A 25,138-nucleotide genomic window follows, 5' to 3' on the forward strand; every position below is an offset into this window, starting at 1 on the left:
TTTCCGGATAGATGAGGGAGACGGAAGGGCGACACAAGGGAGAAGCAGTCCGTTCCAAGCGCGGGCGTCATGCAGGATGCCAGGCTATCCACCTTTTTGTCAGGCCAAATGGCGCTCGGTTCCGCCGTTATCCTTGCGGACCGAAACCGTTCATGCGAAGAGCCCGCAAACGAGCAGGAAAATTGTGATGAGCAAGCGCGAAACTGGCCAGCACAAAACGGGCCAGTCCAAAACGAGCAAGCGCGGGAACGGGCTCACCTATGCCGAGGCCGGCGTCGATATCGATGCCGGCAATCTCATGGTCGAGAAGATCAAGCCGCTGGTGCGCGCGACGCGCCGGCCGGGCGCGGATGGCGAGATAGGCGGTTTCGGCGGCCTGTTCGACCTCAAGGCCGCCGGTTTCACCGATCCGGTGCTGGTCGCCGCCAATGACGGCGTCGGTACCAAGCTCAAGATCGCCATCGATGCCGGCAAGCACGACACGATCGGCATCGACCTCGTCGCCATGTGCGTCAACGACATCGTCGTGCAGGGCGCGGAACCGCTGTTCTTCCTCGATTATTTCGCCACCGGCAAGCTCGACCCCGACCAGGGTGCGGCGATCGTCGGCGGCATTGCCGAAGGTTGCCGTCAGGCCGGCTGCGCGCTGATCGGCGGCGAGACGGCGGAAATGCCAGGCATGTATCACGGCAAGGATTATGACCTCGCCGGCTTTGCCGTGGGCGCGGCCGAACGTGGCCAGCTTTTGCCCACGGACGACATTGTCGAAGGCGATGTGCTGCTCGGCCTCGCCTCCTCCGGCCTGCATTCGAACGGTTTCTCGCTGGTGCGCCGCATCGTCGCCGCCAGCGGCCTGGCGTGGAGCGATCCGGCGCCATTCAACGACGAGGCGACGCTGGCCGAAGCGCTGCTCGAACCGACCCGCATCTATGTCAAATCGATCCTCAAGGCCATCCGCAACACGCATGGCATCAAGGCGCTGGCCCACATCACCGGTGGCGGCTTCCCGGAAAACATCCCGCGTGTGCTGCCCAAGGATTTTTCGGCCGAGCTCGATCTCGAAGCGATCGACGTCCCGCCGGTGTTCTCGTGGCTGGCCAAGACCGGCGGCGTGGCGCCGGAAGAGATGATGCGCACCTTCAATTGCGGCGTCGGCATGATCCTGGCCGTCGCGTCCGGCCAGGCGGCACAGGTCGCCGCCGTGCTGCAGGAGGCCGGCGAGACGGTGACGCCGATCGGCCGCATCGTGCCGCGCCGTGACGCCGGCGTCATCTATCGGGGCTCGATCGGCCTATGAGCAGAAAACGCACAGTCGTCCTGATATCGGGGCGCGGCTCCAACATGACCGCGCTGATCGCCGCTGCCAGCGACCCGGCCTTTCCGGCCGAGATCGTCGGCGTCATCTCCGACAAGGCGGACGCCGCCGGCCTCGGCATCGCCAAGGCGCGCGGCATCGCCACGCAGGTCATTACCCGCGCCGACCATGGCAGCAAGCAGGCGCATGACGCGGCGATCGACGCGGCGCTCAAGGCCTTCAATGCCGAGATCGTGGCGCTGGCCGGCTACATGCGCATCCTCACATCAGGCTTCGTCCAGAAATGGCAGGGTCGCATGATCAACATCCACCCTGCCCTGCTGCCTGCGTTCAAGGGCCTCGACACCCATGCGCGCGCGCTGGCCGCCGGCCTGCGCATCCATGGCTGCACCGTGCATTTCGTCACATCCGAGATGGATGACGGGCCGATCATCGCGCAGGCGGCCGTGCCGGTAATGGTCGGCGACAATGCCGATACGCTGGCCGCCCGGGTGCTGAAGGCCGAACACCGGCTTTATCCGCTGGCGCTCGGACTGGTCGCCGAGGGCAAGGCGCGCATGGAGGGCGGGCGCACGGTGCTTGCCCACTTTGCCGATGACGCCGACAACGGCACCTCGGTGGTGATGGCGCCCGATCCGCTGCGCGAGGAAGCCGACCTGGAACACCTGGCGCGGATCACGCCATGAGCCGAGAGTGCGGCGATGAGACAACTTCTTCTCCTGCGCCACGCCAAATCGAGCTGGGACGACCCTGACCTCGATGATTTCGACCGGCCGCTCGCCGAGCGCGGATTGAAGGCGGCGCGATTGATGGGGCGGGAGCTCGCGGCGCGCGCCTGGCTGCCGGATGAGGTGCTGGTGTCGTCGGCGCTGCGCACCCGCGACACGTGGCGATTGGTGGCCGCGAAGTTGCCCGTGCATCCACGGGTCGTGTTTGCCCAACCTCTCTACGAAGCTCCGGCTGCTGATATTCTGGGCCATATCCATAAGGCCGACCCGTCGAGCGGCTGCCTGATGGCGGTTGGCCACAATCCTGGACTGGAGGACCTGGCAAAACAGCTCGCCGGTACGGGCTCGGTGGCCGAGGCGCGCAAGAGGCTCGAGGAAAAGTTCCCCACGGCAGCCCTCGCGCGCTTCGTCTTCGAGGGCGAGTGGTCCGACCTGTTGTCCGCGCGGCTGACGCATTGCCTGCGCCCGAAGGATTTGGGCTAAAAGCCCATGCCGGGCGGATGCGGCGGACAGGTCCGCCGCATTCGTACCCTCAGTTGCCCCAGATGCCCTGGCCGGATTCCGGCCAGTCGGTGGTGGCGGTCTTCATCTTGGCGTCGGCAGTCTTGTGCCCGGCCATATCCGTGTTCTTGACCGCGCCGGTGACGGCATGATCGACGCCGGCAACCGAAGCAACCGGCTGGCTGGCATTGTCGGAGCCAAAGTGGTCGCTGCCGGCAAAGGCGCCGCCGGTCGCGAAGAGAAGAGCGAGGGCAGCGAGAGCAATCTTGTTCATTTCAATCTCCTGTTCATCCGTTGGGCGGCGTCTTGGGAGGACGGTTCCGCTGAGGACAAGACCCGGTGCCACCCGGCTTTATTCCTGAACGCGGACGTTTTTTTCTGCCGGCTGGGCAGATTGGTTGGTCAAACCGAGGTCACCAGCCCTGTCGCACAAAAAACAAGAGCGGCGGGCCAGGCCCACCGCTCTTTGTCTCGAAGCCTGCTTGAGCGTCGGCTCAGTTGCCCCAGATACCCTGGCCGGATTCCGGCTGGTTTGAATCGGGCGTCAGCTTGAAGCCGTGATGCTCGACCGGCTTGCGGATCGAAGCCGTGTGGCTGTAATCAATATTGCCAGCGGGCGCGGTAATTGCCGGCTGGTTGACGTTGTCCGAGCCATAATGGTCGCTGCCGGCGAAGGCGCTGCCCGTGGCAATGAGGATGGCGGCGGCGGTAAGTGCGATCTTGGTCATTTTCTTTACTCCGGTATTTCCAGTTCTGTCCGTCTAGTGGCGTGCCCTTGGGAGGAATTTCGCGTCGCTCGGACAGGCTGCAGGTGGTTTTTTCATTCGCCGACTTCCAATCACGAAGATGTTCCATCACGCACCGGATCGAGATGTCCGACCTCGGCCAAATCGTAGAACGACAACAATTTTACTGATCAATATCATATCGTTATAGGAACTCGCCCAACGCATGGCACGGCGATTTGCTGAACCGGCGGCCCCATCCGCTCACGGCTCGTCAAGATAAGTTGAACCGATCGGTTCGATTTCGATCAACCCCAATGTGAACCGCTGGAGCCCTGCCTCCCTCATAACTCGATCGGCATTGGCACTTATCCCATTGCACAAAAAACAAGAGCGGCGGGCCAAGCCCACCGCTCTTTGTCGTCTACCGTGGTTTGAAGGGATTAACGGCCCCAGATGCCCTGGCCCGACTGAGCCGGCACGTTGGCATTGGCGTCGCCCTGTACCTTTACGGGCTTGGCGATCGAACCGGTATGCGTGTTGTCGACGTTGGAGATCGACTGGTTGGCAACCGGCTGGTTGACATTGTTGGAGCCATAATTGTCGCTGCCGGCAAAAGCGGTGCCCGTGGCAACAAGGATGGCAGCGGCGGTAAGAGCGATCTTGGTCATTTTAAGTACTCCTGAATTGAAGGTCGGATTGAAATCGACAGTCGCGATTAGCGGCCGAAGAGGTTGCGGTCAGCGCCCTGCGGGGCCTGGGCCTGGACGGTTGCGGTCGACTTCGAGATCGAAGCGGTGACCGAATGGTCGACAGTGGCGGCGGGCTGGTTGACGTTGGCCGAGCCATAGTTGTCGCTGCCGGCAAAGGCGGTGCCCGTGGCAACGAGGATGGCGGCTGCTGTAAGAGCGATCTTGGTCATTTTCTTTACTCCAGTATTTATCTGTCCTGTCCGTCTAGTGGCGTGCCCTTGGGAGGAATTTCGCGTCGCTCGGACCACCCCGAAGTAGGGAATGCCTTTTGGGATTTCCAGTCGCCCCGGTCCTGCAGGACCTCGTTATATTATAGACGATGCATATTGCATCGCAGCGCACCAAATAAGAATTATTCAATTATTTCATTGCGTTAAACTCTTCCCCTCTGACGAGGGCCCAGTGATTCTGGAGGCCATTGTTCACCGTCTGCGGTACAATCTGTCAATCAGAACCGAACCGTTCGGTTCGATTTGTGTACAGAAACGGGCTGATTTGACCCAGGATGGGTCTGCTGTCACCCCGCGCCAGAGCCGCATTTGTCTTGCGTTGAGATCGATACTGTCGCTCATTCAGGAGAGATCAGGGGTGCCGCGGCCGATCAAGCCTTGGGCATTCCGCGGGGAGATGGGATCCGGACCGCCATAGATATGCGACTGCTGCTTGTTGAGGACAATCGTGAACTCGCCGACTGGTTGGGCAAAACCCTGCGCCAGGCAAATTACGTGGTCGACATCGTCCATGAGGGCGAGGATGTCGAGCACGCGCTGGCGGCGGGCGATCATGCGCTTGTCATCCTCGACCTGGCACTGCCGCGCATGGGCGGGATGGAGGTGCTGCGCATGCTGCGGGCACGCGGCAACGCAGTGCCTGTGATCGTGCTGACCGCCAACGCCAGTCTCGATGGCCGGGTCAAAGGCCTCAACGAAGGCGCGGACGACTATCTCGCCAAGCCGTTCCAGATCGAGGAGCTCGAAGCACGCATCCGCGTGCAACTGCGCCGCGCCAATGACCGCACCGCGCCTGTCGTTGCCTGCGGCGATCTCGTCTTCGACACCAACACGCGGCTGTTTTCGCTCGCCGGCGAAATGCTGGCACTGACGCCGCGAGAACACGCAGTGCTTGAACAATTGATGGTGAAAGCCGGACGCACGGTGAGCAAGGCTGCACTGTCGGCTGCCATCTATGACTTCGAGACCGATGCGGATCCAAGCGCCATCGAGATCTATGTGCACCGTGTGCGCAAGAAGCTCGAAGGGTCGCGCGTCCAGATCGCCACCTTGCGCGGCCTCGGCTATCTTTTGCGCCATGAGGATTAACAGTCTCCGCCTGCAACTGCTGGCTTGGGTGGTCTTGCCGCTCGTTGGGCTCGCCACCATCAACCTATGGACCAGCCATCGCAACGCGCTGGCGACCGCGGATCTCGTCACCGATCGCATGCTTATGGGCTCGGCGCGGGCTATCGCCGAACGTGTCGCCGTGAGCGACGGCGTGCTCGACGCCACAATACCGCCGGCGGCGATCGAGATGTTCGATACCGGTGACCGCGACAGCGTCTACTACCATGTCAAGGCTGCCGGAGGGCGGCTGCTGACCGGCTATCCCGACCTGCCGGAGGCGGTGAAGTATCCCGGCACCGAGGCAACCTATCGGGACCATCTGCTGCGGTTGCTTACTTACAGCCATACGGTGGTCGGCGCTGGAGACGACTCGCCGATATCAGTTACTGTTGGTGTCACGCTTGCCGGACACAATGCCATGGTCCGGCGGCTTTGGTTTGGCGCCTTTACCCAGCAGCTGGCGCTGGTGGCGATTGCCGGCTTGTTCGTTCTGCTGGGCCTGCATCGCGGCCTGGCGCCGCTGATCCGGCTGCGCGACGCGGTGCGCTCGCCGAGCCGCAGCGATCTCGACCCGGTCGAGGTGCCGGACGCGCAAAGCGAGATCCGGCCGCTGATCGAAGCGCTGAACGTCTATATGGAGCGCGTGCGGGCGCAGATGGCGGCGCAGCGCCGGTTCATCGCCAACGCCGCGCACCAGTTGCGCACGCCACTGGCGCTGCTTTCGACGCAGGCGAGCTATGCCTTGAGGGAAACTGTCCCCGACGCACGCCAGGAGGCGCTCATCGCGCTGCAGGCAAGCTCGGGCAAGCTGGCCCGTCTGGCCGAACAGTTGCTCACCTTGTCGCGGGCCGAGCCCGGCAGCCGGCGGCCACGCGCCGATCGCATCGACCTGACCGAGGCCGCCAGGCACGTGCTGGAAACGCAGGCGCCGGCGGCGATCGCCCGCAACATCGATCTCGGCCTCGAGGAGACCGGCCCCGTGCCTGTCGTCGGCGACGGCACCATGCTGCGCGAAATGATCGTCAACCTTGTCGACAATGCGCTGCGCTATTCCTCGTCAGGCGGCAGCGTCACGGTGAGGGTGGCGGCCGTCGATGGCGAAGCCGTGCTGACGGTTACCGACGACGGCCCCGGCATCCCGCCGGATGAGCGCGACCATGTATTCGAACGCTTCTACCGCATTGCCGGTTCGACCGAGGAAGGCAGCGGCCTGGGGCTTGCCATCGTGCGCGAGGTCGTCGAAAACGCCGGCGGCCGTGTCACCCTGCGGGATGGCGCGGCCGCCGGCCTGGTGGTTGAGGTGAAGTTGCCGCTGGCAGGCAGCTAGAGCACGTCGCCGCTCACTGCGTTTCATGCAGCGGCTGGGGACGCCATTTTGCCAGGCGATCCTCGACCATCGTCATCAGATATTCGGCCCCGAGCGCCACCACCATGACGATGACGATGGCGGCATACATGCCGGCGGCGTCGAAGGATCCCTTGGCAATGTTGATCAGCAGGCCGATGCCGTAGCGAGAGCCGACGAATTCGCCGACGATCGCGCCGATAATGGCAAAGCCGAAGCTGACATGCAGGCTGGCGAAGATCCAGCTCATCGCCGACGGGACGATCACCGAGCGGGTCAATTGCCAGTTGGAGGCACCCAGGATGCGGGCATTGGCAATCATTGCCCTGTCCGCTTCCCGCACGCCCTGGAATGCGTTGTGGAACACGACAAAGAAAACCATCACGAAGGCAAGGGCGACTTTCGAGGCGAGTCCGAGGCCAAGAATCATGATGAAGATCGGCGCCAGAACCACGCGCGGGATGGAGTTGATGACCTTGATGTAGATGGAGAAGATATCGGCGGCCATCCGATTGCGACCGAGCGCGACGCCGATGACGATCCCGGCAACCGAGCCTGTCACAAAGCCGATGACCGACTCCTCCATGGTGACATAGAGGTGGTACCAGAGAGGCCCTTCCGATGTTCCTTCGGTTGTCCATTCATAGAGCCGTTGCGCGATCGCGCTCGGCATCGCGTAGAAGAACGGATCGATCCAGGCCATCCGCGCGGCGATTTCCCACAAGGCCAGAAAGGCAACCAGAATGGCTATACGCCAGAACATCACGGTGCGGCGGCGGTGCTGTGCGGCCTTGGAGGCCGCCGCTTCGATTTCGGCGTCGGAGGTGCCCGGCCTGAAAGTTCCGGAGCTGATATCGATGGCGGCATCAGTCATGGCATTCCTCCTCAGGCTGCCGCACGCGCATAACTGGTCTCGACCTCTTCCTTGAGGTCGGCCCAGATCGTGCGTGAATAGTCGATGAACTTCTGTTCGTAGCGGATGTCGGCGACAACCCGCGGACGAGGCAGGTCGATAGTGTAGACCGACTTCACGGTCGCAGGTCCGGCAGTCAGAACATATACCTTGTCGGCCAGCGCAATCGCCTCCTCCAGGTCGTGCGTGACGAAGACCACCGAGGCCTTTGCTTGCGACCACAGGCGCAACAGTTCCTCGTGCATCAGCACGCGCGTCTGCACGTCGAGCGCTGAGAACGGCTCGTCCATGAGAAGGATCTCGGGTCCGTTGATGAATGTCTGGGCAAGCGCCACACGTTTGCGCATGCCGCCCGAAAGCTGATGGGGATAGTGATGCTCGAACCGCGATAGCCCAACGCGCGCCAGCCAGTCACGCGCCGCGACGGTGGCGTCCGATTTCGCCTTGCCACGAAAGAGTGGACCAGCCATCACGTTCTCGATCACGGTTCGCCAGGGGAACAGGGCATCGCTCTGGAAAACAAAGCCGATGCGCGGGTCTATCCCCTTGACCGGCGCGCCCATGACACGAACCTCGCCGGCACTGGGGCTTGCCAGTCCTGTGACAAGGTTGAGCGTGGTGGATTTTCCGCAACCCGTCGGGCCAACCACGGCAACGAATTCACCGCGCTCGACGGTCATTGTGAAATCGCGCAGCGCCGTCAGCGATTTGCCGGTGGGCGAGAGGAAGCGACGGCTGACATTGATCAGTTCGATCGCCGGCTCATTTTTTTCTAGTGCCATGGTGGAACTCCTGGATACGAGCGGACGCCCGCCGTCGGCCAAGGCCGCCGGACGTGAAAAATGACGGGTGCCGGCGTGATGTCGTTCACCGCGCCGGCATCGCCTGCTACTTGGCGTTCTTGACGAATTCCGAGGTGTAGGTCTTGGCAAGGTCGATCTGCTTGCCTTGCAGGTCCTTCGAGAAGGCCGAAAGCACCGTCAGCACCGTCTCCGGCCCACCCTCGGGCATGATCCCGTCGGGGGTGAACATCGCCTTGCCGGCATCGAGGGCCTTAACATAGCCCTCCTTGTCGCCGACATAGTAGTCCTTCGGCATCTTTTCGGCGATCTCGGCGCCGCTATGCGAGTTGATGAATTTCTGCGTCTTGACGAAGGCATTGGCCAGCTTCTGCACAATGTCCTTGTGCGCTTCGACCCAATCGGTCTGCATGTAGAGGGATGCGGCCGGGTAAGTGCCACCGAGCGCGGCCTTGGTGCCTTCCATGGTGCGCATGTCGACAAGTACAGAGGCTTCGCCGGTCTTCAGCAGCCGCGTGATCGTCGGCTCTGTCGTCATGCCCGCCTGGATCTTGTCCTGTTGCATGGCGGCGATGAAGGTGTTGCCGGCGCCAACGGGAACGGAAGTAAACTCACCGAGCTTCAAGCCGTTCTTGACCGCAAGATACTGCGTCAGGAAATTCGTCGAGGAGCCGAGGCCGGTCACGCCAAGGCTCATGCCCTTGAAATCGGCGGGCGACTTGATCTCGGGATGTTTGGTCGACACAAGCTCGACTTCGCCAGGCGCCTGGCTGAACTGGACGACGGATTCGACGAACTTGCCCTTTGCCTGCAGATCGATGCAGTGATCGTAGAAGCCGACGACCCCTTGCACGGCACCGGCAAGCATCTCGTTTTCAGCATCGACGCCGGCGGGTTCATTCAGCAACTCGACGTCGAGCCCCTCGTCCTTGAAGTAGCCGAGTGCCTCGGTCAGCTTGGCGGGTAGATAAATCTGTTTCTCGTAGCCACCGACCATGATGGAAACTTTTTCGTCGGCGCGCGCGGAGGGCGTGGCGAAAGCCATGGTGGCGACGAGTGCGGTTGTGGCGGCTGAATCAAGCAGTATTCGCGCGAGCGACATGGCCTCTTCCCTTTGTTCGTTTCCCGCGCCCCTCCTCTCTCCCACCGCTTTTTGCGTGATAATATGGGGACGCCAGCCAACAGTAATGGCATCAACCTTTCATTCAGCTTTCAGGGTAAAGCCGAAAATCATGGCAAATTTTACGTATAGGTAAGCCGCAACTGACGGGCTGTCGCGACGCTGTAACGATGCATGCCTTGTGTTCAGCCATTCAGTCCCAGCACGTCGCGCATATCATATTGGCCGGACGGGCGTCCCGGTACCCAAAGTGCCGCGGCGATCGCGCCACGGGCGAACATGATGCGGTCGCCTGCCGCATGCGACAAGGTAACAAGTTCACCCTCGGCACAGAAGCTGACACTGTGCTCGCCGATCATGCTGCCGCCACGGGTCACCGCAAAACCGATCTCGCCGGCCGGACGTGCGGCGACGAGCCCGTCGCGAACGCGCCTCGCGACCGCGCCCAGTTCGACGCCACGTCCGCCAGCAACGGCCTGCCCCAGCATCAGTGCGGTGCCCGACGGTGCATCGACCTTGTGGCGGTGATGCGCCTCGAAAATCTCGGCATCCCAGTCATCGGCATCGAGCGTTCTCGCCGCCTGTGCCACCAATCCGACCAGCATATTGAGCCCGAGCGAAAAACTGCCGGAGCGCACGATGGGAATCGTTTTCGCGGCGTCGGCGATATCGGCCAGTTCGGCGGCATCGAAACCCGTCGAGCCAACCACTAAAGCGGGGCCGCCCCGGTTTGCGCAAAACCGCGCCAGGTCGGCCGAAGCCCCCGGCGTGGTGAAATCGATCACCACATCGGCCATGGCAAGCGCCTCGTCGCGGCTCACCAGCCCGTCGCCGGCACTATCCGGGCGATGGAAGCGGGCAGCGAGCGCCAGCCGCGGATCAGCCCGCACGGCCTCCGCCATCTGGCGGCCCATGCGCCCCAGCGCGCCGGCAATGGCAATCCTGACCGGTGGGCGCGTCACGATTTCAGCTATTTCCACATGCCGCGCATGCGCGCGCCGATGTCGACGCGCACTTCCGGCCGGGGCGCCCTGCCCTGCGCCGCTTGCACGCCCGGCCACGACATCTGCTGGAACGCGGCGAGGATCGAAGCTGGGATAAAACGCGTGCGCGAGGCGTAGAGATGGCGGTCGCCGCGTGCCGCCTGGCCATGCGGAAAGAAGCGCTGCGGCATGACCAGGTTGAGGCTGTCCTTGGCCCGCGTCATCGCCACGTAGAGCAGCCGGCGCTCCTCCTCGATATCCTCCTTGGTGCCGACACCGAGATCGGCCGGAATGCAGCCATCGACCGTGTTGAGAACGAAGACGTTCTTCCATTCCTGGCCCTTGGCCGAATGGATGGTCGACAGGATCAGGTAATCCTCGTCGCGATGCGGCGGTCCGGCCTGGTCGCTGGTTGCGTCAGGCGGATCGAGGGTCAATTCGGTCAGGAACCGTTCGCGCGAAGCGTAGCTCGAGCCGATCTGCTCGAGCTGCAGCAGGTCGGCGCGGCGCGTGATCGCGTCCTCGTGGATGCGCTCCAGATGCGGCTCGTACCAGAGCCTGACCTGTTCGAGGTCGGCCGGCCATTTGGCGCCGGCCCGCAGGCCCGAATAGAGCGAGACGAAGCTCGGCCAGTCGTCCGCCGCGCGTTGCGGCGGCCGCCAGCCGGCCAGCCCCATCGCCTCATCAAGTGCTGTCGTCATAGTCTCGACGATCTGTGCCGCGGCTGAAGGTCCGATTCCCGGCATCAGCTGCAGGACGCGGAAGCCGGCGACGCGGTCGCGCGGGTTTTCGGCAAAGCGCAACACCGCCAGCACGTCCTTGACATGTGCGGCATCGAGGAATTTCAGCCCGCCGAACTTGACGAAGGGAATGTTGCGCCGCGTCAGCTCGATCTCCAGCGGGCCGCTATGGTGCGAGGCGCGAAACAGCACCGCCTGCGATTTCAGCGCCGTGCCAGCCTCGCGCTCGGCGAGGATGGTATCGCAGACGAAATTCGCCTGCTCGACCTCGTCGCGCACGCTCACCAGCCTTGGCTTGTCGGTGGATTTGCGCTCCGACCACAGGTTCTTGGTGAAGCGCTCCGAAGCCTCGCCGATCACCGCGTTTGCGGCCGCCAGAATGGTCTCGGTCGAGCGGTAGTTGCGCTCCAGCATCACCACATCGGCGGCCTGGGCGAACTGTTTTGGAAAATCGAGTATGTTGCGCACCTCCGCGGCGCGGAACGAATAGATCGACTGCGCATCGTCGCCGACCACCGTCAGCCCGGCACCGTCGGGTTTCAGCGCCATCAGGATCGAGGCCTGCAGCCGGTTGGTGTCCTGGTATTCGTCGACCAGCACATGGTCGAAACGCCCGCCCAGATGCGCCGCGATCTCCGGCTCGGCCGCCATCTGCGCCCAGTAGAGCAGCAGATCGTCGTAATCGAGCACATTCTGCGCCTGCTTGGCCTCGACATAACCTGCGAACAGCTGCTTCAGCTCTCCCGCCCAGCCGGCGCACCAAGGGAAGGCCGCCCCCAAAACTTCGCCGAGCGGCGCTTGCGCGTTGACGGCGCGCGAGTAGATGGCAAGGCAGGTGCCCTTGGTGGGGAAGCGCGCCTCGGTCTTTGAGAAGCCGAGCTCGTGACGCACGAGATTCATCAGGTCGGCGGAATCCTCGCGATCATGGATGGTGAAGGCCGGGTCGAGGCCGATCTCCAGCGCATAGTCGCGCAACAGCCGCGCGCCGATGCCGTGAAAGGTCCCCGCCCAGGTCAGCGCATCGGTGATGACAGCGGCGTCGCGGCCCAGCACTTCGCCGGCGATGCGCTCGACACGTTTTGCCATTTCGGAGGCGGCGCGGCGCGAAAAGGTCATCAGCAGGATGCGGCGCGGGTCGGCTCCCCTGACGATGAGATGGGCGACGCGATGCGCCAGCGTGTTGGTCTTGCCCGAACCGGCACCGGCAATGACCAGCAATGGCCCGGCGATCGTGCCGTCGCCATGCTCGACGGCCTGGCGCTGGGCGTCGTTCAGGCGGGCAAGATAGGCGGGCTGGACAGTCGGCTCCAGAAACGTCGAATCATGGGCGGCAAGGTTCATCGCCCATCAAGCATCGTTTCCGCTTTGTTCGCAACAAGGAAGCGGCGGGCGCTACTCCTGATTTTGACGCGATTCCCGGAATGGCTCTAGCGCCTGGGATCGACGCCCATGGCCGCCGATTGGCGTCGCAGAGCCTCGCGGTCACTTCTCGATGCCGGCAGCAACAGGGGATCAATGTCGTCGGGCACATCATCGATCATCTTGCGAGCGAAGCGGTAGGCCAGAAAGGCAAATGTGCCTGCCAGAAGCAAACGGATCATGCTGTGGTCTCCTCTAATAGGGATCAACCGGACGCGCGGCGTTTTGTTCCCTCTGCGCCGGTTCGCAACCAAACCGGCGCCGCCTCGTTGTGAGGTTGGAGGCGGCAGCAATGAAAAAGCTGAGATTAGCCCTCGCCCTGGTGGCTTTGACTGTAACGGCTTGCGACAACAAACTGCCACCGACAAAGGCTCCGGGAGCCGAACACGGCCTGTATTCGCCAATGCTTCCGCGATGACGCAGGGAACAGTTGGAGAATGTTGGGTGTCCTGAGGCCTCAGGGCATTGCGGCGATGCACTCCTCAAGGCGCTTGACACGGAACTTGGCATTGCGCAGTTCGTGCCCGGTTTCCTGCCGTTGCCGGTGGCTGCGGGGCGGGTATGCTGCCGTCAGATTTCTTTCCAGTTCGGCGAGGCGCGCGCGCACCTGCCGTGCCTCTTCCTGACGCAATGCCTTTATCCAGCTCCGCCCGCGCATCTGTCTTCCCGCCCCCAAAGACCTGAGGCTTCCTTGCCAGCAAGACCCCCTAACTTCATGCAAGTGCGAATACTCTAAATTTAATTAGCACTAATTTAGCAGGCGGTCGCCGCAAAGAAGAAGGCCGGCGCCGCTTGGGAGGTGTCTGATAGCGCCGGCCAGGCGGATATCAGGTCCGCCGCACGGTGAAGGCTAGCTGAGTCTTGCCGCCACGTCATGCGGGATCGCGGATCTCGGCCCTTTCAGGGCGTTTTCCCCCGCCAAATGCATCCCGTAGCCTGTCAAACCTCAAGCCGTTGCCGGGCGATCGCGACATGGAAATTGGCGCCGAACAACAGCCCGTCATCGTTGAAGTCATAGCTGGAATTGTGGAGCGGTGCCGAAGCCTCGCCGTTGCCGAGGAAGACGAAGCAGCCCGGCACGTGATCAAGAAACCGGGCAAAGTCCTCCGATGCCGTCATCGGCTCCCGGGCGACCGCGATATTGCCGGGCTCGAACACGCTTGCCGCGGCGGCAAAGGCCGCGTCGACCAGTTCGGCATCGTTGCGCAGCGGCACGAATTCTCTGCTGTAGTTCACCTCCGCGGCTACATTGTAGGCGGCAGCTGTGCCCTCGGCGATGGCTCGCATCTGGCGCTCGATCTCGGCGCTGACTTCTGGCCGGAAGCTGCGCGCATCGCCGAGGACGCGGGCAAGACCGGGCAGCGCGTTGCGGGTACCGTCGGTGATCAATTCGGTCACCGACACCACCGCTATGTCGGCCGGGCTCAGCCTGCGTGAGACGATGGTCTGCAGATTGGTGACCAGCGCGCAGGCGGCCACCAGCGTCTCGCTGCCCGAATGCGGCCGCGCCGCGTGGCCGCCGAGCCCCCTGAGCACGATCTCGAAATTGTCCTCCGCCGACATCACGGGACCGGCGCGGGTCTCGAAGTGCCCGACGGGAAGGCCGGGCATGTTGTGCAGGCCAAATATCTCGTCGAAGGGGAAGCGTTGCATCAGGCCATCGTCGAGCATGGCGAGCGCGCCCCTGCCCCACTCCTCGGCCGGCTGGAAGATGAAGCGCACTGTGCCGTCGAAACCGCCCTCGCTTGCCAGCAGCTTGGCCGCACCAAGCAACATGGCGGTGTGGCCGTCATGGCCGCAAGCGTGCATGATTCCCACATTGCCGGAGCGATAGGGCGCGGTCGATTGCTCGGATATGCGCAGCGCATCCATGTCGGCCCGCAGCGCGATCGCGCGGTTGCCGTCGCCGCGCTTCAACGTGCCGACGACGCCTGTGCCACCGACACCCTCGGCGACATCGTCAAGGCCGAACTCGCGCAGCTTGGCCGCGACGAAGGCAGATGTGCGCTTCTCCTCGAAGCCGAATTCGGGGTGCGCATGCAGGTCGCGCCGCCAACCGGTCATCTCGCGCTTCAGCGTTTCGGGATCGAGTTCGGCCATGTCCTCACCCTTCGAGTTTGGCAAGCTCAGTGATCACATCAAGCAGGATGTTGGCGCCGGCAACAAGCTCGGCATCCTCGGTGTGCTCACGCGGGCTGTGGCTGATGCCCCCCGCGCTCGGCACGAAGATCATCGCCGCCGGTGCGATGCGCGCGATCATCTGCGCGTCATGGCCGGCGCCCGAGGTCATGCGCCTCGAAACGAGCCCGCGCTTCCTCGCCGCGGTCTCGATCAGTTCGACCACTCGGCCGTCGAAGATAACCGGTTCGAAGCGCGCGAGCCTTTCGACCGTCACGGCGATGCCTTCGACGGCGAGCCGTTGCAGAAAGGCGGCCAGCGCCGCCTCTTCCGCCTGCAGGCGCTGCTCGTCGGGATCGCGCAGATCAACCGTGAAGACGGCGCGCGATGGAATGACGTTGATGGCGTTCGGTTCCAGACGCATCGTGCCGACTGTGGCAACGGTTGGTGCGTTGGACGCCGCTGCCCGGTCATGCAGGAAGGTGACGACACGTGCCGCGGCATATCCGGCATCGCGGCGCATCGACATCGGCGTGGTGCCGGCATGGTTGGCGACGCCATCGAGGGTGATGCGTTGCCAGGAGATGCCCTGCAGCGTCTCCACCGCGCCGATTGGAATGCCTTCGCGCTCCAGGACCGGCCCCTGTTCGATATGCAGCTCGACATAGATGTGCGGCTTGAGAAAGCCCGGTTCGCGTTCGCCGGCATAGCCGATGCGGGCAAGTTCCTGCCCAAGCGTGCCGCCGTCGGTCCCGACAGCGGCAAGTGCCGCCTCGACATCGACGCCGCCGGCATGGACCAGCGATCCCATCATGTCGGGAGAAAAGCGTACGCCTTCCTCATTGGTGAAGGCCGCGACGGCGAGCGGGCGCGACGGCGACAAGCCCGACGCCTTCAGCGTCTCGATCACCTCCAGCCCGGCAAGCACGCCGTAGCAGCCATCATAGATGCCGGCGTCGATGACGGTGTCGATATGCGAGCCGATAAGCAGCGGCGCCTTGCCTGCATTGCCGGCGCTTTGCCAGATGCCGAAGATGTTGCCGATACGGTCGATGGCAACATCGAGCCCGGCCTGGCGCAGCCAGCCGACGAAGAGATCACGGCCTTGCTTGTCGGTGTCGGAAGCGGCCAGCCGGGTCAGCCTGCCCTCACCATCGCGGCCGATTGCGCCCAGTTCACGGATGCGGCCAAGCAGGCGCCGCGCATCGACCGCGATCATGGCGTTGCCTCGGCGGCAAGCTTGCCGGCCAGCACATCGGCCGGGCTCATGCCGACCAGTTCGGCATAGCGATGCGGGTCGGTGGCGCCTTCGGTGTTGATCACCAGCACCCGGGATCTGCCGTCGAGACCGAGATCGGTCTTGTTTGCGGCCAGCGCCCGGATCAGCCCGGCAAGGCCGACGCCGCCGCTCTCGCCGGAGACGATCACCGGATCGTCGCCGGCCGGCCGTGCCAGCCGCCGCATCACCGCGATGGCGTCGTCCTCGTCCACGGTCATGAAGGCATCGGCGGCGCGCGCCAACACGCGCCAGGCGACCTGTGAGGCCTCGTAGCATTCAAGCATCGCCATGACAGTCGGCTGGTCGTGTGCCGCCTTGACCACACGCCCTGCCACAGCGGCTGCGACGATGCATGCGGCACGCGCGGGCTCGACGACGGTAAAGATTGGCCTGGCTTCGCCGAGCACGATGGCGAGATGGCCAGCCGCAGCAGCGGCAATGCCGCCAACGCCGGCCTGGACGAAGACGTGGGTTGGCGGTTCGCTGAGCTGGCGCAGCGCTTCGCGCACGATCGCCGTATAGCCCTGCATTACCAGGCCGGGAATGCGTTCATAACCCGGCCATGACGTATCCGACACCACGGTCCAGCCTTTCTGGGCCGCGACTTCGGCGGCTTGCCGGACCGAATCGTCATAATTGCCGTCGACACGAACCATCTCCGCGCCATAGCGGGCTATTGCCGAGATGCGCTCGTCGCTGACCCCGGCATGGACAAAGATCACGGCCCTGGCGCCGGCAAGCTCGGCGCCTTGCGCGACAGAGCGGCCATGATTGCCGTCGGTGGCGCAGGCAAAAGTCATCTTTGCGGCGACCGAGCGAACGTCGGCTCGATCGAGATCACTGACATCGACAGAGCGGCCAAGGCGCTTGCCTGCCTGCTCCAGCACCAGTCGGAAGACAGCATAGGCGCCGCCCAGCGCCTTGAAGCTGCCAAGGCCGAGACGAAAGCCCTCGTCCTTGACATGCAACGCGCCAAGGCCGAGCTCACTCGCCAGTGCCGGCAGCGCGTGCAGCGGCGTCATCGCGTGGTTTTCACGGTGGGCAAGGAAGCGCTCGACCGTGTCCGCGCCCGTGACCCCGAGGGTTTCGGCATCCGTCACATCAAGCGGCTTACCGTGCAAGGCATTGCGATTGAGCAGGAACACTGGCGGCCTCCTTGGCGGCGAGAATATATTGCAAGGCGGGCGCAAAGAGCGCTGTAATTAGGCCTTCAAAATGCAAGTTTCTTTCGCCGGGATAGTTCCATTGCCTTCATCGCCGCTCCCGCTCGACAGTTTCGACCTCGCCATCCTTGCCATCCTGCAACGGGACAATGCCACGCCGCAGCGGCTGATCGGCGAAGCGGTGAACCTGTCGGCGCCAGCGGTGCAACGGCGCATAAAGCGCATGGAGCAGACCGGCGTCATCGCCGCCAATGTCGCGATCATCGAACCCGCGGCGGTCGGCCAACCCATCACCATCTTCGTCGAGGTGGAGCTGGAGAGCGAACGCACCGAACTGATCGATGCCGCCAAGCGGCAATTCTCCGAAACGCCTGAAGTGCAGCAATGCTATTACGTCACCGGCGAAGCCGACTTCATCCTGGTCATCACGGTGGCCGACATGGGCGCCTATGAGGCGCTGACGCGCAAACTTTTCTTCGGCAGCAACAATGTCCGGAAATTCCGCACCTTCGTCGCCATGGACCGGGTCAAGGTCAGGCTGACGGTGCGGTTGCCGGACTGACCCTTGCCGGCAGGCAGGGCTCCAGCCAGGCTCGCCATGCTTTTGACATTCTCAGGACGCGAACTGAGCGGCGGAGGCGCGCTTGGACGATACCACCCCGGTTGCGATCATCGGTGCCGGGCCGGCGGGCCTGGCTGTTGCCGCATGCCTGCGCCAGGCCGGCGTCGACTTCATCATCATGGAAAAAGAGCAGCAGGCCGCACCCGCATGGCGGCGGCACTACGAGCGCGTCCACCTGCATACCACCAAGCGCTATTCGTCCCTGCCGTTCGCGCCCTTCCCCAGGCATTATCCACGTTATGTACCGCGCGATCTCTTCGTCGACTATATCGATGCCTATGCGCAGCGCTTCGACCTGCGACCCCAATTTGGGGAAACGGTCAAAGCGATCGCCCGGGAGGACCAGGGCTGGCGTGTGGAGGCGACATCCGGTCCGTTGCGCGCCAGGCATGTGGTGATTGCGTCAGGCTACAATGCCGAGCCCTTGCGGCCCGGATTTACCGGCATCGACACCTTTACTGGCAAGACATTGCACAGCGCCGACTATCGCAATGCCATGCCTTTCGCCGGCCAGTCGGTGCTGGTCGTCGGCATGGGCAACACCGGCGCCGAGATTGCGCTCGACCTGGCGGAAAACGGCGCAAAACCGACGATTTCCGTGCGCGGCGGCGTTCATGTCGTGCCGCGTGAGCTGTTCGGCGTGCCCATCCAGATGGTCGGCATGGCGGCGCGGCTCGGGCCGCAACGCGTCAATGACGCTCTCTTCCCCATCATCCTCGACCTGGTGCTGGGCAGGCTGGAAAAATATGGGCTCAAACGGCCGGGACAGGGCCTGCTGCAACAGATTGCGGTCGCATCGCGCATTCCGGTGATCGATGTGGGCACCATCGACAAGATCCGCGAAGGCGCGATCAAGGTCGCGCCCGATATCGCCGAGATCTCGGAACGCGGCGCCCGTTTTACCGATGGCAAGCACGGCGAATTCGACGCGATCATCTTCGCCACTGGTTTCCGGCCGGGCTATGCCAAATTTCTCGGGCCCGGCATCCAGCCAGGCCGCAGTGGCGTCACCGCACAGGCCTCGGATCTCGGCCTCTACCTCGTTGGCTTCCACAATGCGGTCACCGGGTTGTTGCGCGAGATCGCGATCGAAGCCCAGGCGATCGCCGATGACATCCATCACCGGCTGAACAGAAAAAAGGCCACCGAAATCCTGCCGGTATAGTCGACCCAGCACCTTGCCCGGCTCAACTTGCCTTGCGCAGCCAGACCTTGTTGTCATGGAAGGCGGCGCCGCCATAGGGCGCCGGCGCATCGGCGCCGGTCAGCACGTTGATGCCCTCGCCGCGCTCATGCGCGCTGTTTGGCCAGATGCCTTCGGCAATCACCACGCCGCGCTTGATGCCGTCGAAGAATTTCGCGTGCAGCACCAGGTCGCCCCGCCGGTTGCCGACCTCGACACGATCGCCATCGGCAAGTCCAAGGTCCGCCGCATCGTCGGGATGCAGGAGGAGTGCCGGCCTGCCTTCCTTTTCCTTTGACACCGGCGTCTCGGCAAAGGTCGAGTTGAGGAAGTTGCGCGCCGGCGAGGTCGTCAGCCGGAACGGATGCGCCTCGTCGGCGACCTCGATCAGATCGACATGGTCGGGAAATTCCGGCAGGCGTTCCACCGGTCCGAACAGGCCCATGCTCTTCGGCGGCCGGTTGGGAGCCGCCTGGCCGGTCCAGTCGGCGCGGAACCGGAACTTTCCATCCGCGTGGCCGAATCCTCCAATGAAATGCGCGCTCTCGAAATCAGGCTGCAGATCGACCCATTTCTCCTCTTTCAAGCTGTCGAAGCTGCCCAGCCCGCGCTTGCCGAGAATGATGTCGATGTGCTGCTGCTCGGTGAGGCCAAAGCCCGGGCGGTCGGCGACGCCGAGGCGTTTAGCCAGTTCCTCGATGACGAAATGATTGGTGCGCGGCCCTTCCGGCGGGTCGATCAGCTTGGGACCAAGCGTGATGTGCTGGTTGCCGCCGCCCTTGTAGACATCGTCATGCTCGAGGAACATCGTCGCCGGCAGCACGACGTCGGCCAGCTTGGCCGTGTCGGTCATGAACTGCTCGTGCACGCACGTGAACAGGTCGTCGCGCAGAAAACCCTGCTTTACCAGCCGCTGCTCGGGAGCGACATTCACCGGGTTGGTGTTCTGGATCAGCATGGCCGTCACCGGAGGTCCGCCATAGAGCGCGTCGCTGGCACCGGTCAGTACCGGGCCGATGCGCGAATGATCGAGATAGCGGATCGCTGGATCGCGCATCCTTGAGCCTTCCAGCACGTCCTGGTTGAGCTTGAAGATGCCGGAATTCGAATGGAAGGCGCCACCACCCTCATATTGCCAGCTGCCGGTGACCGCGGCGATGCAGGACGCGGCATGCATGTTCACCGCGCCGTTGCGCTGACGGGCAAAGCCGTAGCCCAGGCGGAAGTAGGTTTTCCTGGTCGTGCCAACCAGGCGGGCAAAGGCCTCGATTTCGGCCACTGAAAGCCCAGTGATCCCGGCTGCCCACTCCGGCGTGCGCGTCCTCAGATGCGCTTCCAAACCCTTCGGGTCATCGGTGTATTTTTCGAGATAGGCACGGTCGGCCCGGCCTTCCCTGAACAGCACATGCATGACCGCACAAGCCAGCGCTCCGTCGGTGCCGGGCTTCAGGACCAGGCCCATATCGGCCTGCTTCATGGTCGCGTTTTCATAGACGTCGATGACGACGATTTTGGCGCCGCGTTCCTTGCGCGCCCTGATGGCATGGGTCATCACATTGACCTGGGTGACCACCGCGTTGGTGCCCCAGATCACCACGCAGTCGGATTTGGCCATCTCGCGCGGGTCGGGCCCGCGCAAGGCTCCCGCCCCCATCATCCAGCCGGTCCAGGCCAGATTGGTGCAGATCGACCCGAAGAAGCCCGAATATTTTTTGGCGTGGCGCAGCCGGTGGATGCCGTCGCGCTGAACCAGTCCCATCGTGCCGGCATAGAAATAGGGCCACACCGTCTCCGAGCCGTATTTCTCTTCGGCCGCGTTGAACTTTTCGGCGACGAGGTCGAGTGCCGCGTCCCAGCTCGCTTCCTTCCACAGTCCGTCGCCCTTGGCGCCGGCCCGCACCAGCGGCTTCAGCAAGCGGTCGGGATGATGGACACGGTCGGCGTAGCGGGCAACCTTGGCGCAGACCACCCCCGATGTGTAGCTATTGGCCTTGGCGCCATGGACGCGGCCGATGCGGTTGCCGTCAAGCAGTTCGACCTCGAGCGCGCAGGTCGATGGGCAATCATGCGGACAGGCCGAATGGCCGATGCGGAGCTTGGCGTGCTGGTTCATGGGGTGAGGTTAGCCGGTTCCAGACGTAGCGTGTAGGGCCAGATTTGCCGACAAGCTGCGTTTGGGAGATGTCTTTTCCACCTGCCATGGCGTGACGGTGGCTCACCGTCCCTTGATGGGAAGGGCGGCGCGCGGCGCCGGGGTTGGTGAACCGCCGCGTTGCCCCCACACCGCTTCGCGGATCGACCCTCCCCCTCGAGGGGGAGGGTAAATCACTCCGCCGTGCCTTCCTCATATTCAGCCGACATGGTCAGCCATTTTTCCTCGTGGCCGGCCAGCGTCTGGGCGAGTTGCGAGCGTTCCTTGGCCAGGCGTGTCGCGGTCGAGGGATCCTTTTCGTAGATCGCCGGGTTGGCCAACTCGTCCTCGATGCCGTCGATGCGCTTGCGGATGCGGTCCATCAGCGCCTCGGTGGCGCGGATTTCCTTGGCCAGCGGCTCGAAAGCGGCGCGGCGTGCCGCCGCATCGCGGCGGCGGTCGGCTTTTGACGCCTTGTCAGCCTCACGCTTGCCGCGGCGGTCACCGGACACGCCGGTGACCAGCGTCTTGTAGTCCTCCAGGTCGCCGTCATAAGGGTTGACCGCGCCATCCTTGACCAGCCACAGCCGGTCGGCGGTCGCCTCGAGCAAGTGGCGGTCGTGCGAGATGAGGATGACCGCGCCGGGAAACTCGTTGAGCGCATGGATCAGCGATTCACGGCTGTCGATGTCGAGGTGGTTGGTCGGTTCGTCGAGGATGAACAGGTTCGGCCCCTCGAAGGCCGACAGGCCCATCAGAAGGCGCGCCTTCTCGCCGCCGGACAGGTCCTTGGCGGGCGTATTCATCTTCTCGGTGGTGAGACCGAACTGGGCGACGCGGCCGCGCACCTTGGATTCCGGCGCTTCCGGCATTAGCCGGCGCACATGCTCATAGGCATTTTCCTCCGGACGGAGATCGTCGAGCTGGTGCTGGGCGAAGATCGCCACCTTCAGCCCGGGCGCCACGGTCATGGTGCCGGTCTCCTGCTTGAGCCGGCCGGACAGCAGTTTGGCGAAAGTCGACTTGCCGTTGCCGTTGGCGCCGAGCAGCGCGATGCGGTCGTCGGCGTCGATGCGCAGCGTCATCTTCTTCAGGATCGGCTGGCCTTCGGTATAGCCGACATTGACGTTGTTCAGCGCAACGATCGGCGAGGCAACCGTCTTCACCGGTTCGGGAAAGGAGAACGGCCGCACCGAATCGTTCACGATGGCCGCGATCGGCTTCATCTTCTCCAGCGCCTTGATGCGCGACTGCGCCTGCCTGGCCTTGGAGGCCTTGGCGCGGAAGCGCTCGACGAAGGATTCCATATGCTTGCGGGCGGCCTCCTGCTTGACCCTGCCCTTTTCCTGCAATTCCTTCTGCTCGGTATACTGGCGCTCGAACTGGTCGTAGCCGCCGCGCCAGAAGGTCAGCTTCTTCTGGTCGAGATGAACGATCGAATTGACGGCGCGATTGAGCAGGTCGCGATCGTGCGAAATCAGAAGCACCGTGTGCGGATACTTCGACACATAGTTCTCCAGCCACAGCGCGCCTTCGAGATCGAGATAGTTGGTCGGCTCGTCGAGCAGCAGGAGATCTGGTTCCGAAAACAGCACGGCGGCCAGCGCCACGCGCATGCGCCAGCCGCCGGAGAAGGACGAGGCCGGACGGCGCTGCGCCGCATCGTCGAAGCCGAGGCCGGCGAGGATGGTGGCCGCGCGGGACTCGGCCGAATGCGCGTCGATGTCGGCCAGCCGCATGTGGATGTCGGCGATGCGGTGCGGATCGGTGGCGGTCTTTTCCTCTTCGAGCAGCGCCGTACGCTCAAGGTCGGCCTTGAGCACAATCTCGATCAGCGGCTCCTCGGTCCCCGGCGCTTCCTGCGCCACCTGGCCGATGCGCGTGTTCTTCGGCAGGCTGATCGAGCCTGTCTCGGAGGGAAAATCGCCGGTGATCGCCTTGAACAGCGTCGTCTTGCCGGTACCGTTGCGACCGACAAGGCCGGCCTTGGTGCCAGCCGGCAAGGTCAGCGAGGCATGGTCGAGAAGCAGGCGCCCGGCCATGCGGAGCGAAAGGTCATTGATGATCAGCATGGCCGCGCTTTTGCACCGGACATCGACGCTTCGCAAGACCTTGCGGACCGGTTGGCCGTACAAGGCCTGAAAACGGCGCCTGCGATTGCGCCGTCCAGCCGCCGATCAATGGCTCGCCGTACCGGCCGGCAAGGCCTCAGGCCGTGGCCTTGCCACGCTTTGTCGCCTTGGCGACAGTGGCCGGTGCAGCCGGCTTGCGGCCAAGTCCCGTCGACTTCGCCAGCGCCGACCGGGTCGCCGAGTAGTTCGGAGCAACCATCGGATAGTCCGGCGGCAAGCCCCATTTGGCCCGATAGTCGTCCGGGCTCAAACCATAGTCTGTCCTGAGGTGTCGCTTGAGCGACTTGAATTTCTTTCCATCCTCCAGGCAGACGATGTAGTCGGGAAACACCGACTTTTTCGGATTGACAGCCGGAACCAGGCTCGGGCTTTCCACGACGGCCGCGCCAGCCAGCTTGCGAACCGAGGCGCTGACGCTGGCAATCAGGTCAGGCAGGCCGGAAGCCGGAAGCGGATTGTTGCCGACATAGGCCGAGACAATATCGGCCGTCAGCTCGATAACGGTCTTATCCTCGATATTTGACAATTCTTTCACCTTCTTTGCGACAAAGTCATCCACCCCAGCGAAGACTTTTGTCGATGTATCTCTTTAACCGCGTCCCCCAACGGGCCGCCAAGCTCCAAAACGAATCAAGACTTGGCATCAACTACTTTTATGGAAAATCGACGTCACGCAAATTAGAAAATCTAATACTTGGAGCCGGCAGACTTGGTTGTCCGGCCGTCGGCCAATATCTCAAGAATACGCTTCCATCGGGCACAGCGCCCGAAATCCTTCTGTTCAATCGCCTTCTCGGCCTTCATCGCCGCGTAAAGCGGTGCCTCGGCGCCGAATTCCTTGATCAGCCAGTGCGCTTCCTGCCTCGCGAGACGTTCATCTTCGTCAAACATGGTCTTGCGCCTCCGAACGTTCCAGCCCGACCGCTATGCAACTGCCGATGACAAGGACTGCTCCGGCGATAGCGGTCGTCGTCAGTCGTTCGCCGGACAGGGTCAGCAGCAACGTCGACGCGATCGGCGTGAGATAGGCGATGACAGCGACCTTGCCGCTGCCTTCGAGCTTCAAGGCGCGAGACCAGAGGTGGTAACCCAGGCCCATCGGGCCGGCGCCAAGATAGAGCCCAAGGGCCAGATCCACCCCGGTGGGCCATGCGACGCCTTCGCGAGCCGACCATAAAAGCGTCAAGGCGACGCCGACCAGCGACGAGGGCAGCAACAGCCGCTCGGGCGACGTAGCGAGCCGCCTCACCATCACCGAATAAAAGGCCATGCACAGCGCGGACCCGAAGGCGGCGAAATAGCCGACAAGATCGCCCTGGAACCAGGCGCTCTCACGCCCGCCCGAAATCACCAGTGCGACGCCGACGAACCCAAGGGCCGCGGCAAGCCCCAGCAAAGCCGGACGGCGCGGATTTTCGAACACGATCACTGCCGCGGCCACCATCAAGGGCCAAGTGTAGGCCACGAGATTGGCCTCGATTACCGGCATCGATGCAAAGGCGATGTATTGCAGCACCATGGTGCCGACCAGACCGATGAAGCCGACCGCGAGCGATGCCAACGCCGCCCCGGCCACCGGCGCGGACTTTTCCCGGCTCATCAGCCGGATGACGGCGAGGACCAGTGCAGCCCCTGCAAATTGCAGGAACTGCACCTGCGAGACCGGATGGTTGGCCAAGAGGGATTTGCCGACCAAGGCATTGGTCGACCACAAAGCCACCGCGCCGGCGGCGAAGACCAGCCCGGATAGCGAGCCTGACCCATGCCGAAGGAATCGGCATGGCGCTCTATCTCCAGGCTTGACCATGACCTTGTCCGAAAACCGGGTT

26 protein-coding genes are annotated in these 25,138 nt (G+C 63.5%); 7 read left to right on the forward strand and 19 right to left on the reverse strand.

Features of this window, described 5'->3' with window-relative positions; genetic code table 11:
- The first annotated feature begins 187 nt into the window (after nt 1-187).
- From purM to EB230_RS24130, 3 genes are read left to right on the forward strand one after another with little or no spacing between them, the layout of a single operon-like run.
- The gene (purM, locus tag EB230_RS24120; protein ID WP_172374080.1) at nt 188-1,297 is read left to right on the forward strand and encodes a phosphoribosylformylglycinamidine cyclo-ligase; all 1,110 of its coding nucleotides are present in this window, start codon (nt 188-190) and stop codon (nt 1,295-1,297) included.
- The gene (purN, locus tag EB230_RS24125; RefSeq protein ID WP_056563083.1) at nt 1,294-2,001 is read left to right on the forward strand and encodes a phosphoribosylglycinamide formyltransferase; all 708 of its coding nucleotides are present in this window, start codon (nt 1,294-1,296) and stop codon (nt 1,999-2,001) included. Before purM ends, purN begins: the two co-directional genes overlap by 4 nt.
- Nucleotides 2,002-2,016: 15 nt before the next feature.
- On the forward strand, nt 2,017-2,526 hold the full coding sequence (locus EB230_RS24130) for a histidine phosphatase family protein (protein ID WP_056563086.1): 510 nt from the start codon (nt 2,017-2,019) through the stop codon (nt 2,524-2,526).
- A 49-nt stretch (nt 2,527-2,575) separates the two neighbouring features.
- Here EB230_RS24130 and EB230_RS24135 read toward each other — a convergent pair whose 3' ends face one another.
- From EB230_RS24135 to EB230_RS24150, 4 genes are all read right to left on the reverse strand, one after another.
- Nucleotides 2,576-2,818 carry a DUF680 domain-containing protein gene (locus tag EB230_RS24135; RefSeq protein WP_056563090.1) on the reverse strand — a complete coding sequence of 81 codons (243 nt, stop codon included), beginning with the start codon at nt 2,816-2,818 and terminating at the stop codon, nt 2,576-2,578.
- Between the two features lie 220 nt (nt 2,819-3,038).
- Complete coding sequence (locus EB230_RS24140; RefSeq protein ID WP_056563093.1) at nt 3,039-3,272, reverse strand: DUF680 domain-containing protein; 234 nt, start codon at nt 3,270-3,272, stop codon at nt 3,039-3,041.
- Between the two features lie 440 nt (nt 3,273-3,712).
- Entirely contained in the window at nt 3,713-3,940 is a 228-nt protein-coding gene (locus EB230_RS24145; protein WP_172374081.1) for a DUF680 domain-containing protein, read from the reverse strand.
- 47 nt (nt 3,941-3,987) lie between these two features.
- A complete protein-coding gene (locus EB230_RS24150; protein WP_056563099.1) occupies nt 3,988-4,191 on the reverse strand; it encodes a DUF680 domain-containing protein in 204 nt (67 codons plus the stop codon).
- A gap of 480 nt (nt 4,192-4,671) precedes the next feature.
- Here EB230_RS24150 and EB230_RS24155 point away from each other — a divergent pair, with 480 nt between their 5' ends.
- Both EB230_RS24155 and EB230_RS24160 read left to right on the forward strand, forming a co-directional pair.
- Nucleotides 4,672-5,340, forward strand: coding sequence for a response regulator (locus tag EB230_RS24155; protein ID WP_056563102.1), 669 nt, complete (start codon nt 4,672-4,674; stop codon nt 5,338-5,340).
- On the forward strand, nt 5,330-6,688 hold the full coding sequence (locus tag EB230_RS24160) for a sensor histidine kinase (protein WP_056563105.1): 1,359 nt from the start codon (nt 5,330-5,332) through the stop codon (nt 6,686-6,688). Before EB230_RS24155 ends, EB230_RS24160 begins: the two co-directional genes overlap by 11 nt.
- A 13-nt stretch (nt 6,689-6,701) precedes the next feature.
- On the opposite strand, the gene EB230_RS24165 is transcribed toward EB230_RS24160, so the two are convergent.
- The 10 genes from EB230_RS24165 to EB230_RS24210 form a co-directional block, all read right to left on the reverse strand.
- The gene (locus EB230_RS24165) at nt 6,702-7,580 is read right to left on the reverse strand and encodes an ABC transporter permease (RefSeq protein ID WP_172374082.1); all 879 of its coding nucleotides are present in this window, start codon (nt 7,578-7,580) and stop codon (nt 6,702-6,704) included.
- An 11-nt stretch (nt 7,581-7,591) separates the two neighbouring features.
- A complete protein-coding gene (locus EB230_RS24170; protein WP_056563111.1) occupies nt 7,592-8,401 on the reverse strand; it encodes an ABC transporter ATP-binding protein in 810 nt (269 codons plus the stop codon).
- Between the two features lie 106 nt (nt 8,402-8,507).
- A complete protein-coding gene (locus EB230_RS24175) occupies nt 8,508-9,521 on the reverse strand; it encodes an ABC transporter substrate-binding protein (RefSeq protein WP_172374083.1) in 1,014 nt (337 codons plus the stop codon).
- A 203-nt stretch (nt 9,522-9,724) separates the two neighbouring features.
- The gene (gene dapB, locus EB230_RS24180; RefSeq protein ID WP_172374084.1) at nt 9,725-10,501 is read right to left on the reverse strand and encodes a 4-hydroxy-tetrahydrodipicolinate reductase; all 777 of its coding nucleotides are present in this window, start codon (nt 10,499-10,501) and stop codon (nt 9,725-9,727) included.
- A gap of 8 nt (nt 10,502-10,509) precedes the next feature.
- Complete coding sequence (locus tag EB230_RS24185) at nt 10,510-12,603, reverse strand: ATP-dependent helicase (protein ID WP_172374085.1); 2,094 nt, start codon at nt 12,601-12,603, stop codon at nt 10,510-10,512.
- A gap of 86 nt (nt 12,604-12,689) precedes the next feature.
- Nucleotides 12,690-12,863 carry a hypothetical protein gene (locus EB230_RS24190; protein ID WP_081294691.1) on the reverse strand — a complete coding sequence of 58 codons (174 nt, stop codon included), beginning with the start codon at nt 12,861-12,863 and terminating at the stop codon, nt 12,690-12,692.
- A 275-nt stretch (nt 12,864-13,138) separates the two neighbouring features.
- Entirely contained in the window at nt 13,139-13,312 is a 174-nt protein-coding gene (locus EB230_RS24195; RefSeq protein ID WP_246738841.1) for a hypothetical protein, read from the reverse strand.
- Between the two features lie 308 nt (nt 13,313-13,620).
- Complete coding sequence (locus tag EB230_RS24200; protein ID WP_172374087.1) at nt 13,621-14,781, reverse strand: M20 aminoacylase family protein; 1,161 nt, start codon at nt 14,779-14,781, stop codon at nt 13,621-13,623.
- A 4-nt stretch (nt 14,782-14,785) separates the two neighbouring features.
- Nucleotides 14,786-16,018, reverse strand: coding sequence for a Zn-dependent hydrolase (locus tag EB230_RS24205; RefSeq protein WP_172374088.1), 1,233 nt, complete (start codon nt 16,016-16,018; stop codon nt 14,786-14,788).
- Nucleotides 16,015-17,223 carry a diaminopropionate ammonia-lyase gene (locus EB230_RS24210; protein ID WP_172374089.1) on the reverse strand — a complete coding sequence of 403 codons (1,209 nt, stop codon included), beginning with the start codon at nt 17,221-17,223 and terminating at the stop codon, nt 16,015-16,017. The genes EB230_RS24205 and EB230_RS24210 overlap by 4 nt, the downstream gene beginning before the upstream one ends.
- A gap of 100 nt (nt 17,224-17,323) precedes the next feature.
- Between EB230_RS24210 and EB230_RS24215 the strand changes: the two genes are divergently transcribed.
- The gene (locus EB230_RS24215) at nt 17,324-17,803 is read left to right on the forward strand and encodes an Lrp/AsnC family transcriptional regulator (protein ID WP_172374090.1); all 480 of its coding nucleotides are present in this window, start codon (nt 17,324-17,326) and stop codon (nt 17,801-17,803) included.
- Nucleotides 17,804-17,885: 82 nt separating this feature from the next.
- The gene (locus EB230_RS24220) at nt 17,886-19,028 is read left to right on the forward strand and encodes an NAD(P)/FAD-dependent oxidoreductase (protein ID WP_172374091.1); all 1,143 of its coding nucleotides are present in this window, start codon (nt 17,886-17,888) and stop codon (nt 19,026-19,028) included.
- 22 nt (nt 19,029-19,050) lie between these two features.
- Here EB230_RS24220 and EB230_RS24225 read toward each other — a convergent pair whose 3' ends face one another.
- The 5 genes from EB230_RS24225 to EB230_RS24245 all read right to left on the reverse strand — a co-directional run bounded on the left by EB230_RS24225 (nt 19,051) and on the right by EB230_RS24245 (nt 25,116).
- The gene (locus EB230_RS24225) at nt 19,051-21,159 is read right to left on the reverse strand and encodes a molybdopterin oxidoreductase family protein (RefSeq protein ID WP_172374092.1); all 2,109 of its coding nucleotides are present in this window, start codon (nt 21,157-21,159) and stop codon (nt 19,051-19,053) included.
- 212 nt (nt 21,160-21,371) lie between these two features.
- On the reverse strand, nt 21,372-23,249 hold the full coding sequence (locus EB230_RS24230; RefSeq protein ID WP_172374093.1) for an ABC-F family ATP-binding cassette domain-containing protein: 1,878 nt from the start codon (nt 23,247-23,249) through the stop codon (nt 21,372-21,374).
- Nucleotides 23,250-23,385: 136 nt separating this feature from the next.
- A complete protein-coding gene (locus EB230_RS24235) occupies nt 23,386-23,835 on the reverse strand; it encodes a MucR family transcriptional regulator (RefSeq protein ID WP_081294783.1) in 450 nt (149 codons plus the stop codon).
- A gap of 161 nt (nt 23,836-23,996) precedes the next feature.
- Complete coding sequence (locus EB230_RS24240; RefSeq protein WP_056563138.1) at nt 23,997-24,200, reverse strand: hypothetical protein; 204 nt, start codon at nt 24,198-24,200, stop codon at nt 23,997-23,999.
- Entirely contained in the window at nt 24,193-25,116 is a 924-nt protein-coding gene (locus EB230_RS24245; RefSeq protein WP_056563142.1) for a DMT family transporter, read from the reverse strand. The genes EB230_RS24240 and EB230_RS24245 overlap by 8 nt, the downstream gene beginning before the upstream one ends.
- Between the last annotated feature and the right edge of the window lie 22 nt (nt 25,117-25,138).

The organism is Mesorhizobium sp. NZP2234, from assembly GCF_013170765.1.
GTDB classification, from domain to species: Bacteria; Pseudomonadota; Alphaproteobacteria; order Rhizobiales; family Rhizobiaceae; genus Mesorhizobium; species Mesorhizobium loti_D.